At 34.1% G+C, this 15,760-nt stretch carries 15 protein-coding genes; all 15 read left to right on the plus strand.

Annotated features, from left to right (window positions below; translation table 11 throughout):
- Positions 1 to 194: 194 nt before the first annotated feature.
- The 15 genes from GQR56_RS12640 (at position 195) to GQR56_RS12710 (ending at position 15,494) form a co-directional block, all read left to right on the plus strand.
- Complete coding sequence (locus GQR56_RS12640; protein ID WP_166112002.1) at positions 195 to 1,385, plus strand: UDP-N-acetylglucosamine 4,6-dehydratase; 1,191 nt, start codon at positions 195 to 197, stop codon at positions 1,383 to 1,385.
- A gap of 15 nt (positions 1,386 to 1,400) precedes the next feature.
- Positions 1,401 to 2,555 carry a LegC family aminotransferase gene (locus GQR56_RS12645; RefSeq protein ID WP_166112005.1) on the plus strand — a complete coding sequence of 385 codons (1,155 nt, stop codon included), beginning with the start codon at positions 1,401 to 1,403 and terminating at the stop codon, positions 2,553 to 2,555.
- Positions 2,555 to 3,709 carry a UDP-N-acetylglucosamine 2-epimerase gene (neuC, locus tag GQR56_RS12650; protein WP_166112008.1) on the plus strand — a complete coding sequence of 385 codons (1,155 nt, stop codon included), beginning with the start codon at positions 2,555 to 2,557 and terminating at the stop codon, positions 3,707 to 3,709. The genes GQR56_RS12645 and neuC overlap by 1 nt, the downstream gene beginning before the upstream one ends.
- A 7-nt stretch (positions 3,710 to 3,716) precedes the next feature.
- Positions 3,717 to 4,787 (plus strand): N-acetylneuraminate synthase, encoded by a 1,071-nt coding sequence (gene neuB / locus GQR56_RS12655; RefSeq protein WP_166112011.1) that lies wholly within the window; start codon positions 3,717 to 3,719, stop codon positions 4,785 to 4,787.
- Positions 4,780 to 5,439 (plus strand): NeuD/PglB/VioB family sugar acetyltransferase, encoded by a 660-nt coding sequence (locus tag GQR56_RS12660; RefSeq protein ID WP_166112014.1) that lies wholly within the window; start codon positions 4,780 to 4,782, stop codon positions 5,437 to 5,439. The genes neuB and GQR56_RS12660 overlap by 8 nt, the downstream gene beginning before the upstream one ends.
- Positions 5,429 to 6,481, plus strand: a complete 1,053-nt coding sequence (locus tag GQR56_RS12665; RefSeq protein ID WP_166112017.1) for a nucleotidyltransferase family protein — start codon at positions 5,429 to 5,431, stop codon at positions 6,479 to 6,481. Before GQR56_RS12660 ends, GQR56_RS12665 begins: the two co-directional genes overlap by 11 nt.
- On the plus strand, positions 6,482 to 7,171 hold the full coding sequence (locus GQR56_RS12670; protein WP_166112019.1) for an acylneuraminate cytidylyltransferase family protein: 690 nt from the start codon (positions 6,482 to 6,484) through the stop codon (positions 7,169 to 7,171).
- Position 7,172: 1 nt separating this feature from the next.
- Positions 7,173 to 8,084 (plus strand): hypothetical protein, encoded by a 912-nt coding sequence (locus GQR56_RS12675; protein WP_166112022.1) that lies wholly within the window; start codon positions 7,173 to 7,175, stop codon positions 8,082 to 8,084.
- Positions 8,081 to 8,557, plus strand: coding sequence for an acyltransferase (locus GQR56_RS12680; protein ID WP_166112025.1), 477 nt, complete (start codon positions 8,081 to 8,083; stop codon positions 8,555 to 8,557). Before GQR56_RS12675 ends, GQR56_RS12680 begins: the two co-directional genes overlap by 4 nt.
- On the plus strand, positions 8,557 to 9,786 hold the full coding sequence (locus tag GQR56_RS12685; protein WP_166112028.1) for a hypothetical protein: 1,230 nt from the start codon (positions 8,557 to 8,559) through the stop codon (positions 9,784 to 9,786). Before GQR56_RS12680 ends, GQR56_RS12685 begins: the two co-directional genes overlap by 1 nt.
- The gene (locus GQR56_RS12690) at positions 9,773 to 10,948 is read left to right on the plus strand and encodes an O-antigen ligase family protein (RefSeq protein ID WP_166112032.1); all 1,176 of its coding nucleotides are present in this window, start codon (positions 9,773 to 9,775) and stop codon (positions 10,946 to 10,948) included. Before GQR56_RS12685 ends, GQR56_RS12690 begins: the two co-directional genes overlap by 14 nt.
- Positions 10,949 to 10,968: 20 nt before the next feature.
- On the plus strand, positions 10,969 to 11,766 hold the full coding sequence (locus tag GQR56_RS12695; protein ID WP_166112036.1) for a glycosyltransferase family 2 protein: 798 nt from the start codon (positions 10,969 to 10,971) through the stop codon (positions 11,764 to 11,766).
- A 7-nt stretch (positions 11,767 to 11,773) separates the two neighbouring features.
- The gene (locus GQR56_RS12700; protein ID WP_166112039.1) at positions 11,774 to 12,676 is read left to right on the plus strand and encodes an NAD-dependent epimerase/dehydratase family protein; all 903 of its coding nucleotides are present in this window, start codon (positions 11,774 to 11,776) and stop codon (positions 12,674 to 12,676) included.
- A 31-nt stretch (positions 12,677 to 12,707) separates the two neighbouring features.
- Complete coding sequence (locus tag GQR56_RS12705) at positions 12,708 to 13,256, plus strand: sugar transferase (protein ID WP_166112042.1); 549 nt, start codon at positions 12,708 to 12,710, stop codon at positions 13,254 to 13,256.
- A 279-nt stretch (positions 13,257 to 13,535) separates the two neighbouring features.
- Positions 13,536 to 15,494, plus strand: coding sequence for a nucleoside-diphosphate sugar epimerase/dehydratase (locus GQR56_RS12710; protein WP_166112045.1), 1,959 nt, complete (start codon positions 13,536 to 13,538; stop codon positions 15,492 to 15,494).
- The last annotated feature ends 266 nt before the right edge of the window (positions 15,495 to 15,760 follow it).

Raw genomic sequence — 15,760 nt, forward strand, 5'->3', positions numbered from 1 at the left:
ACGCGGTATTACAACGAAATAGTTGAAGGCAACTGTCTCAATATAGAAAAAGTATCTCAGTGAATTAGTAAATGACTAAGATACTAAATTGCTAAAATACAACTTAAAATACGTAATAGGCACTTAAAGTTGAATTTAATTTCAAGTGTTTAGTAAGAATCGAGTCTCAGTAAAAGTTAAAACAAGGATTTTTAATGAACAAAATGTTGTCACTTATCGGCCGTAAAAAAGCATTGTTTACTCATGATATTAGTAAGCATGAAGAAGAGCTTTGTAATATAGTGTCAAGTTCTCGCTTTCTAGTGTTAGGTGGTGCAGGTTCTATTGGTCAAGCTGTTACAAAAGAAATATTTAAGCGTAATCCTGCGAAGCTGCATGTTGTCGATATTAGTGAAAACAATATGGTTGAGTTAGTTCGTGATGTGCGTAGTTCGTTTGGTTATATAGAGGGCGACTTTCAAACTTTTGCACTTGATATTGGCTCAATTGAATATGATGCATTTATAAAAGCAGATGGGCAATATGACTATGTATTGAACTTATCCGCACTTAAACATGTTCGTAGTGAAAAAGACCCATTTACTTTGATGCGTATGATTGACGTAAATGTTTTTAACACTGATAAAACGATTCAACAATCGATTGATTGCGACGCAAAAAAATACTTTTGTGTATCTACGGATAAAGCAGCGAATCCAGTTAATATGATGGGGGCTTCAAAGCGTATCATGGAAATGTTCTTGATGCGTAAAAGTGAAAACATCGCTATTTCTACTGCTCGATTCGCAAACGTAGCTTTTTCTGATGGCTCTCTTTTACACGGCTTTAACCAACGTCTTCAAAAGCAGCAACCAATAGTCGCACCTAGTGATATCAAGCGCTATTTTGTTACACCTCAAGAATCAGGTGAACTTTGTTTAATGTCATGTATTTTTGGTGAAAACAGAGACATTTTCTTTCCAAAGCTAAGTGAAGCATTACATTTAATTACCTTCGCAGATATTGCTGTTAAATACCTTCAAGATCGTGGCTATGAACCTTTTTTATGTAAAACTGAAGATGAAGCACGCGAGCTTGTCAAAACTCTACCGGCTCAAGGAAAGTGGCCTTGCTTATTTACTGAAAGTGACACCACTGGTGAGAAAGACTTTGAAGAATTTTTTACTGACAGTGAAACATTAGATATGGAACGCTTCGAAAATTTAGGCATTATCAAAAATGATGCAATCTTTGAGCAAGTATTACTGACCGAGTTTGAAGAAAAAATCACTCAAATGAAAGTAGATAAGTCTTGGACAAAAGGTGAAATTGTCTCACTTTTCTTTAAAATGATTCCTGATTTTGGGCATAAAGAAACGGGTAAATACCTTGATGGTAAAATGTAATTAGGTAGATATATTATGACTAAACAGCTTGTTTCATTTGTAAAAGATCTTTACCAAACTAATGAGTTTATTCCTCTACACGCGCCAACCTTTTCAGGGAATGAACAAAAGTATGTATCAGAAACGATAAACAGCACGTTTGTCTCAAGTGTTGGTAAGTTCGTAGACGACTTTGAAAAGCATATTGAGAGTTACACCGGAACGTCAAAAGCTGTAGCTACTGTAAATGGTACTGCAGCATTGCATACAGCACTATATATGGCGGGAGTTAAAAGCAATGATATCGTTATTACCCAAGCTTTAACTTTTGTAGCAACGTGTAATGCAGTACATCATATGGGGGCAGAGCCTGCGTTTGTTGATGTATCACCCGTTAGTTTAGGTTTATGCCCAAAAGCATTGTCTGTATTTTTAGAGCAACATGCAGTTTTAACCGAATCAGGACCTATACATAAAAAAACAAAACAGCGCTTTCAGGCGGTGGTTCCAATGCATACATTCGGTCATCCTGTTGAACTTGATGAACTAATTAATGTATGTAAAGAGTGGAAAATCGCTTTAGTAGAAGACGCTGCAGAAAGTCTCGGTTCTTTTTATAAAGGTAAGCATACTGGTACGTTAGGTGATTTTGGTGCCATTAGTTTTAACGGTAATAAAATTATTACCACTGGTGGTGGCGGTATGGTTTTATGTAAGACTCTAGCGTCTGGTCAGCATACAAAACATATAACGACTACTGCTAAAGTTCCTCATCCGTATGAGTTTTTCCATGATGAAGCTGGTTTTAATTACCGGATGCCTAACTTAAATGCGGCACTTGGCTGTGCACAAATGGAAAGTCTTGCAGTATTTGTTGATAATAAACGACGTCTTGCAAACTTATATTTAGACTTTTTTAAAGGGTCTGACTTTCAATTTGTAACAGAGCCTAGTTATGCAAAATCAAATTATTGGTTAAATGCAATTATTTGTCCAAATCACAGCGAGCGAGAAAAGCTCCTAAAGCAAACTAATGCTGATGGTGTAATGACTCGACCAATATGGCAACTGATGCACCGATTACCTATGTTTGAAAATGCAATAAAAGGTGATTTAAGTCACTCAGAATTTATTGAAGGTCACTTAGTTAATTTACCAAGCTCTCCAGTTAAAAGTTTAGGCAAGTTATAATGACAAAAAAAATAGCTGTTTTCACAGGTACTCGTGCAGAGTACGGGCTTCTATATTGGCTCATAAAAGACATTCAAAGTGATTCAGAACTTACATTACAGCTTTTAGTTTCAGGTATGCATTTATCATCAGAATTTGGTGAAACCTACAAACAAATTGAGCAAGATGGTTTCATAATAGATGAAAAGATAGAGATCTTATTATCATCAGACACAGCTGTAGGTACAGCTAAAAGTATGGGGCTTGGAGTACTAGGCTTTGCTGATGCATTAAGCAGATTACAACCAGATGCACTTGTTATTTTAGGCGATCGTTTTGAAGCACTTGCAGCGGCTCAAACAGCGATGATATTACGTATTCCTATTTTGCATTTACACGGTGGAGAAATCACTGAAGGCGCATATGACGATGCTATACGACATGCCATCACCAAACTTAGCTATTTACACGGAACCTCTACTGAGCAGTATCGTCAGCGTGTAATACAGCTAGGTGAAATGCCAGAGCGGGTTAAAAATATTGGTGCAATCGGTCTAGATCATTTAGCACGTAGTAATTTTATGAATGTTAATGAAATTGGCAACTCTTTAGGTTTTAATTTAAATCAACCTTACTTCCTAGTTACTTATCATCCAGTAACGTTAGGTGAAGAGCCACCAGAACAAAGTTTTTTAGCATTACTCGACGCATTAGATATGTTTAAAGATCATCAAGTTATTTTAACGTACCCTAATGCAGATGATGGTGGGCGCCGTATAATTCCAATCCTTGAAAGCTATGCTAAACAACAGCCCGATAGAGTATATGCAATATCTTCATTAGGACAAAAACGCTATCTCAGCACAGTAAAAAATGCTGCTGCTGTTATAGGTAATTCATCAAGTGGAATAATTGAAGTCCCCGCATTCAATGTACCTACAGTAAATATAGGCGTAAGACAAAAAGGCCGTTTAGCTGCTAAAAGTGTACTTAACTGTATAGCAACGAAAGAATCAATCTCAGCGGCAATAAAATCGGCTATTACAGGTAGCTATAAAGTTTCAGGTGAAGCAATAATAAACCCATACGGCGCCGGTAATGCAAGTGCTCAAGCTATTCAAATGCTCAAATCCTTAAAGTTTGAGCCGAGTAAACCTTTTTACGATTTAAAATGAGAACCCCATGACATTAATTATTGCTGAAGCTGGTGTTAATCATAACGGCAGTGACGATTTAGCGTTTTCTCTTGTTGATGCAGCGCATCAAGCAGGAGCAGATATTGTTAAGTTTCAAACATTTAAAGCTAAAAACTTAGTAACAGAAGATGCACAGCAAGCAGAGTATCAAATTACTAATAGTGGTCAAAAAGAGTCTCAGTATTCAATGCTAAAGCGATTAGAATTGAGTTACGAAACGCACCATAAACTAGTTAAATATTGTAATGATTTAGGTATTGAGTTTTTATCTACCGCCTTCGATTCAGAAAGCTTATCATTTTTAGTTGATGATTTAGGAATTACGCGTCTTAAGCTACCATCAGGTGAAATTACTAATGCGCCATTAGTGCTCGAACACGCAAGAACAGGCTGTGACTTAATTGTGTCTACAGGTATGGCGACTCTTTCTGAAATAGAACAAGTGTTATCGGTAATAGCTTTTGGTTATATAAACCCCAAAGGTAATCCAACAGATGAAGCTCTGCAAATCGCATATTTTTCAGAACAAGGTAAGCAATTATTAAAAGAGAAAGTAACGCTTTTACATTGCACAACCGAATACCCAGCACCCTTTAGCGATATAAACTTAAACGCTATGGACACAATGAAAGATGCGTTTAAGCTTAAGGTTGGTTACTCAGATCATAGCGCTGGTATAGTAGTTCCTATAGCAGCTGTAGCTAAAGGGGCTGTTTTAATAGAAAAGCACTTTACTGTTGATAAAGCATTACCAGGACCAGATCATAAAGCATCACTTGATCCAACTGAATTAAAAGAGATGGTTGATGGCATACGTATTGTAGAAAAAATATTAGGTGATGGTATTAAAGGACCGCGCCCTTCTGAGGTTAAAAATAAATCTGTTGCACGCAAAAGCTTAATTGCCGCAAAACCAATTCTTTCAGGTGAAAAATTTAACGAAGCTAATTTAGCGGTAAAGCGCCCAGGTAACGGTATTAACCCTGTTAAATACTGGCAGTATTTGAATAAAACAAGTGTAAAAAGTTACCAGGCTGGCGAACTAATAGATGAGTAACACAAACTATTTAATTATAGGTGGTGGCGGACATGCTGCTGCATTAGCTGAAATACTAATAAAACAAAATAAAAAAATTATCGGTGTAGTCGCGCCTAAAATAACAGCAGGGGAAGTTATTTTTGATTGCATAGAGCACTATTTAAATGATGACGATGTTTTAAACTTTAGTACAAAAGACGTTAAATTAGTAAATGGCATTGGCTCTATGCCTTATAAATCATTAAGAGAGATAGTTTTCAATCGTTTTAAAAAGTTAGGATATGTATTTGCTACTGTTGTTTCAGATTCAGCTTTAGTATCTGATTACTCAGTACTAGCTGATGGAGTGCAGGTTATGAATAATGCTGTTATTAACATAGGTAGTAGGGTGGGTGAAAATAGCATAATTAACACTTCGGTATCTGTTGATCACGATTGCAGTATTGGTGAACATACCCATTTAGCGCCAGGAACTATTTTGAGTGGGCAGGTAATAATTGAAAATAATGTCCACATAGCAACGGGCGTTAAGGTTATTAATAATATAACTATCGGTCGTAACACTGTTGTTGGCGTTGGTGCAAATATAACTAAATCAGTACCTTTTAACTCCGTTGTTTATGGTGCACGTTCAGTAATTAAAGGATTAGGTAAAAAAAATGACAGTTAATTGGCAAAAAGTAATAGTTGCACCTTCTGTATCTATTAAAGACGCATTAAAAATTATTGACAAAGAAGCGCTTAGAGTTGCTTTAGTTGTAGAAAATAATAAATTAGTTGGAATGGTAACTGATGGCGATGTTCGTAGAGGAATATTACAAGGCATAGAGCTTTCAGCCTCAGTAAGACAAATAATGAATACTAATCCAATAAGTGCTAACGCTTCACTAAGCAGCCATGACTTAAAAGTACTGATGCAGTCTCGAAAATTATTATCACTACCATTAGTGGATGATGAAGGCAAACTTGTTGGTTTGAAAACATTGTACGATACACTTATGGTCGAAAGACGTGAAAACCCAGTGTTTATAATGGCAGGCGGGTTTGGTACGCGTTTAAAACCGCTAACGAATGATTGCCCTAAACCAATGCTTAAAGTTGGCGGGAAGCCAATGCTTGAAACGCTAATTAATAACTTTAAAAACCATGGGTTTTATAAGTTTTATATTTCTACTCATTACTTACCAGAAGTAATAATGAACTATTTTGGCGATGGTAGTGAATTCGATATTGAAATAACGTATGTGCATGAAAAAGAACCACTAGGCACAGGTGGAGCACTTTCGTTATTACCTGATACACTACCTAAAGAGCCTTTAATCATGATTAATGGTGATATTTTAACGAATGTAGATTTTGGTAAAGTGCTAGATTTTCATATAAAGCAAAACAGTGACGCTACAATGTGTGTTCGCGATTACGAAATAAAAATTCCATTCGGTGTTATTGAAGGTGAAGGGCACGAAATTACAGGTATGGTAGAAAAACCAACATACCGTTACTTTGTAAATGCAGGTATTTACATTATTTCTAGCCAAATTATCAAATCATTACCTAACAATGAGCATTTAGATATGCCTACGTTATTTGAATTAAAAAAAGCCGAAAATTGTAAAGTACTTAAGTTCCCAATTCATGAATATTGGTTAGATGTAGGTCGACATGATGATTTTAAAAAAGCACAAATAGATATCCATGAGTTAGGCCTGTAAATGAAACCAAAAGTATTAGCTATCGTTCCAGCACGTGCTGGAAGTAAACGTCTCCCTCAAAAAAATATTAAATTATTAAATGGTTTACCGTTAATTTCACATACTTTTGAGGCTATAAAAAAGTCTCAATATATTAGTGCAACTATTGCCACTTCAGATTGTTCAGAAGTGTTAGAAATAAGCAGCCATTACGCTAATACCTACCAATTAAAAAGACCTGCAGAGCTTGCATCTGATACGGCTAGTTCACTTGACGTTCTGCTACATGCTGTAGACTTCGCAAGCAGCATTGACGAGTTTGATATTATTTGTTTATTGCAGCCCACGTCACCACTGAGAACTGCGCAAGATATAGATAATGCTATATCCTTATATATTGAGAGGCAAGCAAAGGGAGTTGTATCAATGACTAAGTGTGAGCATTCACCACTTTGGTCTACCTCTCTTGAAACAGACAGTGACTTTAAAGAATTTATAAAAAGCTTATCAAATACTCGTTCACAAGATTTAAAAGCATTTTATCAACTAAATGGAGCCATTTATTTGATTGAGAGGAAAACTCTTTTGGCAAGTAAAAAGCTATTTTTAGATAATGATTATTATCCTTTTATTATGTCTCCTGAAAGCTCAATTGATATTGATACAAAGCTGGATTTTATGTTTGCAGAGCTTGTACTCAAAGAGAGATGAAATGTTAGCAATAATAGAATCCCCCTATCAATTACAAAATAGTCTCTCTTTGTTTGATACATTAGGTATAAAAAATAAAGATAGAAAAATATTAGTTAGAGATAACGGAAATAAAATACAACAAAAACAATATATGTTAAATAAATTAAATGCAGATGTGATGTTTTTTTATTTACCGGCTCGAGGAATAAAAAAAGTACCATTACTAATGTACTTTTATTTTAAGTGTTTTTATTTACTGTTATCGGCTAAAAGCTTAATTATTGGTGATGCTCGTTCAATTGTTTGCCGTCCTTTAATCAAACTTTCAAAATACTTTAATAAGACAATTTACCTAGTAGATGACGGTTTGTATCTACTATCTCATGTTTCTAAGTTAGAGAAGGTTAACTGCACTATTTATACCTCACTCCCTATAGTGAAAAATAAAGATAGTAGCTTTGATGTTTTAAAAAAAGAAATAGCCAAGTTTAGTAATTACGAACGCAATAAAAGTGTTTCTTTTATTGGTCAGCATCTAGTCGAATTAGGCTTTATTAGTGAAGATGAATATATATTTGAGCTAAAGAAAATTATAGACCTTTATAAAGGTGAATACATAAATTTCAATTACTATATGCATCGCTCAGAGTCGCAAAGTAAAATTAAACAGGTAGAGCTAGCCGGATTCAATGTGATTTCTCTACCTACTAGTATTGAAAGTTACTTTTATGAAAATAAAGCACCACAAGGCATTTTTATTAGTTTTTATTCTACGGCACTTCTAAATATTTTTAATGCGCATAAAGGCTCTGATTTTTACTTCATTAGTAAGTTGTTTACTTTACCAAGTGATGAAGTAATAAATTCAATTGGCATATGTCATAACGTTATGAAGTTAGCAGGGATTTGTGAGTTGGAAGTACAAGAATGAAACGATTTATATATACTTTATTAAATAAAATGAGAATTAAAAGCTTTGACGGAAAAGTGTTTGTTAACGGCTTTTCAATTTTATCAAAAACTACCAAACTAGGTTATAACTGCCACTTTAATGGCATGCGAATCCGAGGTTCTGGAGAGGTTATTATAGGCGATAACTTTCACTCTGGTGGTGGTTGCAAAATAATAACCTCTTACCATGACTACGATAACGATGACTACATTCCTTATGGGAATAAAGTAATACATAAAAAAGTAGTTATAGGTAATAATGTATGGATAGGTGATGATGTTTTGATTTTGGGAGGGGTTAATATTAATGATGGAGCAATTATACAAGCTGGTTCTGTTGTTACGTCAAATATAGGTTATTGTGAAATTGCTGGTGGATCTCCGGCTAAATGTTTTAAAAAACGTGATATACAGCATTATGAACGCCTTTTGTTTCTTGAGAAGTTTAAATAATGAAGTTGCCTATAGTTAATCAATTTATACAAAAGATTTTCGGATATTTATTTTTTGACATATGCATTAAATTAATGCCTTTTTTAATTCTACCCTTTTTAGCTCAAACATTGACAATGTCAGAATTTAAAACCGTTTCTTTGTATATATTGCTACTAAGTTTTTTCCTTACGTTATTCCCGCTAGGAGTAAGTACAAAAGTACTGATTACCCTTACAGATAATAAAGATAAAAAGCTAAACATCCCAAGTGCATTACTACCTTCTTTTATTGTTGTTTTTACTGTTTCACTTTTTAATTTTTTATATGGCGATGGGTTGTTGCTTTCGAAGGGGGAACTTTTTTACTTAATAATAATAGGTTTTAACTTATCGATTGGTCAAGTTATGGCTGTTAGATTTCAAGCTGAGCAAAAGAGTATGTATTATGGGATTATAATGCTTTCTCTTCAAGCTAGTTTTTATATTCCTCTAATAAGTTCTTTTTTTATTTATAGCAATCATATTAATGAAGTGTTTTTTATAATTTGTATTTTTATTCAGTTGTCATTACTTTTATTTGTTTATATTTTTGAAAGAAAAACAGTCACATCAAAATTTAAAATGAGCTTTAAGGATACTCGATTATATACAGTATTTATATCTTCAATTATTCTTCATATACTAGTTAATGCAATACGTTTTGTATATGACAGATATTTTATGGCATCAAAAGCGGATGATTCTAGCTTTGTCTATTATAATGTAGCGATGCAGGTGGCTATGATTCTAAGTGTTTTATGTGTTTCAGGTAATAGGTTTTGGACATCCTTTTATTTTTCAAATAAAGCTAAAATCACAAAGAAGCATTATTTTATTTGTGTTTTTACTTTATTGTTACTAACTGTAGTTGTGTACTTTATTGGGTTTATGTATATAACTTATTTGTATCCAGATGGTTATAGTGAATCACTGAAAATAATGCCTGTATTGTTAATTTCTTTTTTTATGCAAGGTTTGTATCTTATTTTTTCAGCTAGATTGTATAGTTTAGAGTGTTATAAATTAATAAATCTATCATCCTTGATTTCCTTAACTTTATCAATTTTAACCATGGACATACTATTTAAAGAATATGGTAGTTATGGGGTCGCTTTATCATTATCTTTATCATGGCTAAGTCTGTTGTTTTTTAGTCAGTTCTTTAGTTTTTATTTCATAAAAAAGGAAAGACCTAGTGGGTTTTTATAGAGAAAATGAATTGTATGATGGAATTAGTGTAAGAAGCCATGTAAATGTTTTTATCGTTTCTTTGTGCTTTTACTTACCAAGCACCGCTATGCTACCTGCTTTCTTTTATTATTTATTTCCTTTCCTGCTTTTTTTTATAGGTGCTATAGAGAGTAAAGATAAAAAAATAGCAACAGGAACTATCTTCCTCCTTTCTCTTTCACTTATCTTTAGTTTATCAAGTTTGTTTTTATTCTTTGGTGATATAAATTTTAGAGATAACTTTTTACCAATCCAAATATCTCTTTTGTTTTCTTTTTTTTGTGCTCTTTATTTAAATGAGAAGGTAGCTAAATTCCTGATTTTATTTATTTTATTTGAGATTGTTTGTGGCTATATTCAATATTTATTAGGAATTAAAAGCTTTTTTAGTACTTCACAAGGTTCCGGTTATGAGAGTGAATTGCTTTATTACAACCGAGTCTTCGGTCTGTCCAATAATAGCTCTTCTTTTGCCGGTAATGCGTTAATAGCGCTAGTTCTATTTGAGTTGTATTTCGCTAATAAAATTAAACTTTCTTTAAAGTTATTATTTTATACGATGGTTTTATTTGCTCTAGTTGTTTCATTTTCGAGAAGTGGACTTGTTGCATTTTTTGCATATTTCCTTTTGTTTGCTCTTAAGGCACTTAAAAATAAAAATGTTTTAATTGGGATTATGGTTTTCTCTTTAATAGCCTTGGCTTTAATGCTTTTTTATGACCTATCAGGGGTTTTTGATCAATTTACAAGGGGGAAAGGTCAGGTTGAAATATCAGGTAGAGATATAATTTGGTCTAAGTATATACAAGTTGCCATGGATAACTTTTTCTTAGGTAACTTTGGGTTTAGAGATTATCTTTCTTTCGATTTATATGGGAAAATGCACGCTCATAATTCTTATTTAATGATTTTTTATATTGTTGGTGGTGTTTCGTGGCTTCTCTTATTTTTACCTCTATCTATTTTATTGCTCTTAAGAAATAAAAAATTATTTGTTTTAATGCCTTTATTAATATATTCCGCAGCACAATATTTTTTATTCTGGGGTGCTAGCTTGGCTGATATTACGTTTTTTGCTGTGTTATTAAGTCGCATGAGTGAGCCTGATGATTTAATAAATGTTAATTCGACTAAGTCTTAAATTTTTTGGAATTGTATAGTATGCCTCTTGTTTCAATCGTTATGCCAGCTTATAACTCATCTGATTATATTAGTGAGTCTATATTAAGTATATTAAACCAGAGTTATACGCACTGGGAACTAATTATAGTAAATGATAATTCATGTGATTCAACGGTTAATGTTATTACGCCTTACTTAAATGATAAGCGTATAAAATTAATTAATAATATACGGAACTTAGGTGGTGCTGGTAGTCGAAATGTGGCAATTGAACAATCTAAAGGTAGGTATATTGCTTTTCTTGATTCTGATGATCTTTGGCATGCTGATAAGCTTAGTTCGCATATTCAATTTATGACAGAAAATAATGTCGGTTTTAGCTATTCTAATTATCAACAATTTTATAATGATAAAAATAATACGTTAATTACTGCACCTGTTCGGGTTAACTACAAGCAAATGCTAAAGTCCAACTTTATTGGTTGCTTAACAGTTGTTTATGACACAACTTTATTTGGTAAATTTTACTTTCCTGAAACAAAGAAAAGACATGATTTTGCACTTTGGTTGAATATGCTTAAAAAGTTCGATTACGCATATAACGTAGGTGAGGTGTTAGCTAATTATCGTGTTCATAATGCATCTTTATCATCAAATAAAAAAGATGCCTTTCAATCCTATTATTACATACTGCGCAATCTTGAAGGGCTTAGCTTTTTTAGGTCTTTTATAAATACGATACTTTTTACTATTTTAAGTTTACTAAAAAAGAAGAACAACACACTATACCTCTTCTTTGTAAAGCTTTTTATATCAAATATACAGTTTTCTAAATAGGTTATAAATGGATAAAGTTTTAGTTACGGGCGCAAGCGGCTTTGTTGGGCAATTTTTGTCTAATGATAAGCGCGCACAAAAATTCTATTTTCTTTCTCAAAAAAGTTCTCAAAATAGTAATTGGTATAAAACAAAGGATTTTTCAGCTGAAAACGATATAAACTTTAATGTTTCCTTAAATAAAATATCTGTTGTTATACACCTTGCTGCAGTTGCACATAAGTATGATGTCAATGAAGATTATATCCATAAGGTTAATCATAAAGCAGCGCTCGGATTGGCAAAACAGGCTGCTGATGCAGGAGTTAGGCGTTTTATTTATTTAAGTACAGTAAGCGTATACGGTAACCAAGCGCACATTGATATTAATGTAGAGTTAAACCCAATAGATTATTCTTCAAAAGTTAGAGTTGATGTTGAAAACGAACTTATTAAACTTGGCTCTAATACAGGTATGGAAATCGTTATTATCAGAAGTCCATTAATTTATGGGAAAGGCGCGCCTGGTAACTTTGGTACATTATTGAAAATTGCAGAAAAAAATTTACCTCTTCCATTAGGTGCGATTAATAACAAGAGAAGTTACGTTGCTTTAGATAATGTTATTGATTTACTTATTACTTGTATTGAACATCCTAATGCTGCTAATCAAACTTTTTTAGCTAGTGATGATGAAAACATATCGACATCAAATCTTTTAAAAAAACTAACACTAGCTGCAGGAAAAAAGCCTTGGCTATTACCCGTGCCGGTGTCACTTTTGAAGTTGATAGCCTCCATAATTGGAAAAAAAGCAGCTGTAGAAAAGTTTTCTAGTTCATTAACTGTTGATATTGAGCATACAAAAAAAACACTGAACTGGAAACCACCAATTACCCTAGACGAAGGTATTCGTCGTTGTTTTAAATAACTTCTACCTTTACTAATTAATGGATTTATAGATGATAAGATTACTCGATTTTTTGTTCTCACTTTTTGGTTTGCTTTTTGCTTCACCATTTTTAGTTGTTTTATACATAATAGGGCTGTTTGATACTGGCTCACCCATTTTTATACAAGAACGTGTGGGGCGCAATAAAAAGCCATTTACACTCATTAAATTTAGAACTATGACTATAGATACTGCATCGGTTGCTAGTCATTTAGCGAGTACGGCATCAATAACGCCTTTCGGTGGTTTTTTGCGTAAAACCAAGCTTGATGAGCTCCCGCAATTATGGAATGTATTAAAAGGTGAAATGAGTTTAGTAGGTCCAAGACCTGGTTTGTTTAATCAGGATGAACTTACGCAAGCGCGCGAAGCTCATAATATTTTTACAGTTCGTCCTGGTATTACTGGCCTTGCACAAGTGAGCGAAATTGACATGTCGACACCTGAGTTACTTGCTAAAACAGATCGTGAAATGATCGATACTTTAAATTTAAGTAATTACTTTAAATATATACTTATGACCGTAACCGGCAGTGGTAGTGGCGATAGAGTTAAATAATTTAAAGTTGTTTAATAAAAACACAAGGTGGCTTTTGTTAAATGAGTTTTTGTCACTATTTAGCTTAAATGCTTGTAAGTTTTTAAAATGGGTACTAAAGTTGTGAATTGTTTTATTATTAAATTTATAACTTTTAATCAGTGGTTTTAAATAACAGTATTTTGATCTTGCTTAGAGCTTTGGTTGCTTCTTATCTATATTTCACAAATTTAAACAACATTTATGTTAATCCTCTTTTATTAATTAATTGTTATACAAAGTAACAATAGGGAACTTGCTGTGGATAGTTTTATACGTTTAATTTTAAACTCATCACGCGCTAAAAAGCGAATTATTACCTTATGTATTGATTCGATATTTATTATGCTTGCATTTTGGCTAGCTCTTATTGTTAGGCTCGATAGCCTTGAGCCATTAAAAGTAGCAAGTAACTGGCTGTTACTTGTCATGTTAATACCTACTAGCTTATATGTTTTTGTAAAACTTGGGCTTTATCGTGCAGTAATTAGGTACATGAACTCACAAGCTATATGGGCTGTAGTACTTGGTACTGTAATAACAACGGTGAGCTTAGTTTTAATCGCCTTTTTTATAAATGTAAATATACCGCGTACTATGCCGTTTATATTTGCTTGGTTATGTTTATTAACCGTTGGTGGTTCGCGTGTATTGGTACGTGCCATTATAGGTAAAATGACAACAAGCAAAAAAGAGTCGGTAATTATTTATGGTGCAGGCTCTGCAGGGCGGCAGTTAGCTACGGCCCTTAGTGCAGGACCAGAGTATTTTGTATGTGCATTTATTGACGACGATAAAGCAAAGCATCGCTCTGTAATACAAGGTATTCCTGTACTTGGTTTTAAAAGTATTTATGAGCTAATAACTAAACGTAAAGCGACTAAAGTTTTATTAGCTATTCCTAGCGCGAGTAGATCTCGTCGTAAAGAGGTTTTAGCGCAGTTAGAACCTTTAACAATTAAAGTACTTTCGATGCCGGGTATGGCCGACATAGTAGAAGGTAAAGCAACATTAGCTGAAATTACCGATGTTGGAGTTGAAGACCTACTAGGGCGCGATGCAGTAACCCCTAAACCCGATTTAATGACCGCAAATATCACCAATAAAGTGGTTATGGTTACTGGAGCCGGTGGCTCTATTGGGTCTGAGCTATGTAGGCAAATAATTAAACAAAATCCACGTAAATTAGTGTTGTTTGAGCTAAGCGAATTTGGTTTATATTCAATCGAAAAAGAGTTATGTGAATATATAGCTAAAAATAATTTAGATATTGAGCTACTCCCAATGATGGGCTCGGTACAGCGTATTAACCGTATTGAAACGGTTATGAAAACCTTTGGTGTACAAACTCTTTATCATGCAGCGGCATACAAACATGTACCGCTTGTTGAGCATAATGTTGTAGAGGGCGTGCGTAATAATGTGTTTGGTACCTATTACACTGCAAAAGCGGCGATTAATGCAGGTGTAGAAACCTTTGTACTTATTTCTACCGATAAAGCCGTACGCCCAACGAATGTTATGGGCGCTACAAAGCGTATGGCTGAGCTTGTGCTGCAAGGTTTAGCGCAAGAGCAGGGGAGTAAGCATAACACTCGTTTTTGCATGGTTCGTTTTGGTAATGTGCTTGGCTCGTCGGGTTCTGTTGTGCCTTTGTTTCGTAGGCAAATAAAAGAAGGCGGACCTATAACGCTCACTCACCCTGATATTACCCGTTATTTTATGACCATTCCCGAAGCTGCTCAGTTGGTTATACAGGCAGGTGCCATGGGTAAAGGCGGTGATGTATTTGTTCTGGATATGGGGGACTCTGTTAAAATTAAAGACCTTGCTACCAAAATGGTTAGGCTTTCGGGTCTCGATATTAAAAGCGATATAAACCCCCACGGTGATATAGAAATACAATGTACCGGACTTCGCCCAGGTGAAAAACTTTATGAAGAACTTTTAATTGGCGATAGCGTAGCTCAAACCTCGCACGAACGTATAATGACCGCTCAAGAAATTATGTTACCGCTTAGCGAACTTAACGTGTTTATTGATGATATGGATAATGCGTGCCATAACTTTGAGCATGAAAAAATACGCCAATTATTGCTTGATGCGCCAACAGGATTTAACCCAACCGATGGTATTTGCGATTTAGTATGGAATGCTAAAAGTGAAAAACTTACAGTAGATAAAAATTTAGATAATGTGGTTAACTTAAAAACTAAGTAAAATAAACTCTGATTTATGCTGAATGTATTGGCGATGTAGGTGAGGTTTATACCTCGCTTTCTTTGCTTTGTAGGTGAGGTTTTACACCTCGCTTTTTACTTTTAAAATATTAAAGCTAAGTTACATGAGCGCGAAGTGAATTCGCACCTACGGGTTGGGTGTATGTATTGATGTAGGTGAGGTTTTACACCTCGCTTTTAAACATTGAAGCCACATTACATGAGCCATGAGCGCGAAGTAAATTCGCACCTACGGGTTGGGTGTAT

The sequence above is a fragment of the Pseudoalteromonas sp. Z9A5 genome, from assembly GCF_011378875.1.
GTDB lineage: Bacteria > Pseudomonadota > Gammaproteobacteria > Enterobacterales > Alteromonadaceae > Pseudoalteromonas.